This is a genomic window from Pseudomonas sp. P20 (assembly GCF_016463925.1).
Lineage (GTDB): Bacteria > Pseudomonadota > Gammaproteobacteria > Pseudomonadales > Pseudomonadaceae > Pseudomonas > Pseudomonas aeruginosa.
In genome coordinates this window covers 1-592 of record NZ_JAEMVM010000077.1, presented here as the reverse complement: position 1 = coordinate 592, position 592 = coordinate 1, and the positions used below count along the sequence as shown (strand labels likewise).

Annotated in this window: 1 protein-coding gene; it reads right to left on the bottom strand. The window is 60.6% G+C overall.

Annotated elements, in window-relative coordinates:
• Positions 1-167: 167 nt before the first annotated feature.
• Entirely contained in the window at positions 168-353 is a 186-nt protein-coding gene (locus tag JHD77_RS31595) for a hypothetical protein (protein WP_003157042.1), read from the bottom strand.
• Positions 354-592 lie beyond the last annotated feature (239 nt).

Sequence of the window (592 nt, the reverse complement as noted above, 5' to 3'; positions counted from 1 at the left end):
GCTCTCGCTCCATCGAACTGGGTGCGACCGTGCTCTCGTCCCGCGAAAGGCGCGAGATCACTTGGCTGAGGGCGTCCAGTTCGATCGGATTGACCCCAACTTGATTGGCATGAACCACCGCCGAGTCGGTGAACGCGGCCGAGGCGTGGATACTCGGAAAGCGGGCTTCAGTGTTCATCAAAGACAGCCTCCAACTGATGGACGTCGTAGCTCCCGCAGCAGGGGCAGACCAACACCTCGGCTTCTCCTTCTGGGGTGTTCTCGGCGGGAAGAACCTGGCGCACCAAGTGGTGTGGGTGGTGCTGGTCACAATTCATGCACTGGTGGGTGACCAGGGGCTGGGAAGTGTTCATGTATGGGCTCCTTGCCGGCGTGGGCCGGCAACTGGCAGCGGAAGACGAGATGAAAAATGAGGTTGCAGGACCGGTAGCGCTAAAGGCGTGACGGTCGCAGCTAGAAGGGAGCCGGACGCATCCGGTGGTAAGGTTGGCGTCGCCAAACAAACCCACCCAGACCACAGGAGGTCCGGCATGAAAGGAGACAAAATCGGGACGTCACAGGCCGTAGAGCCGTATGAACGCACACTCTCCCG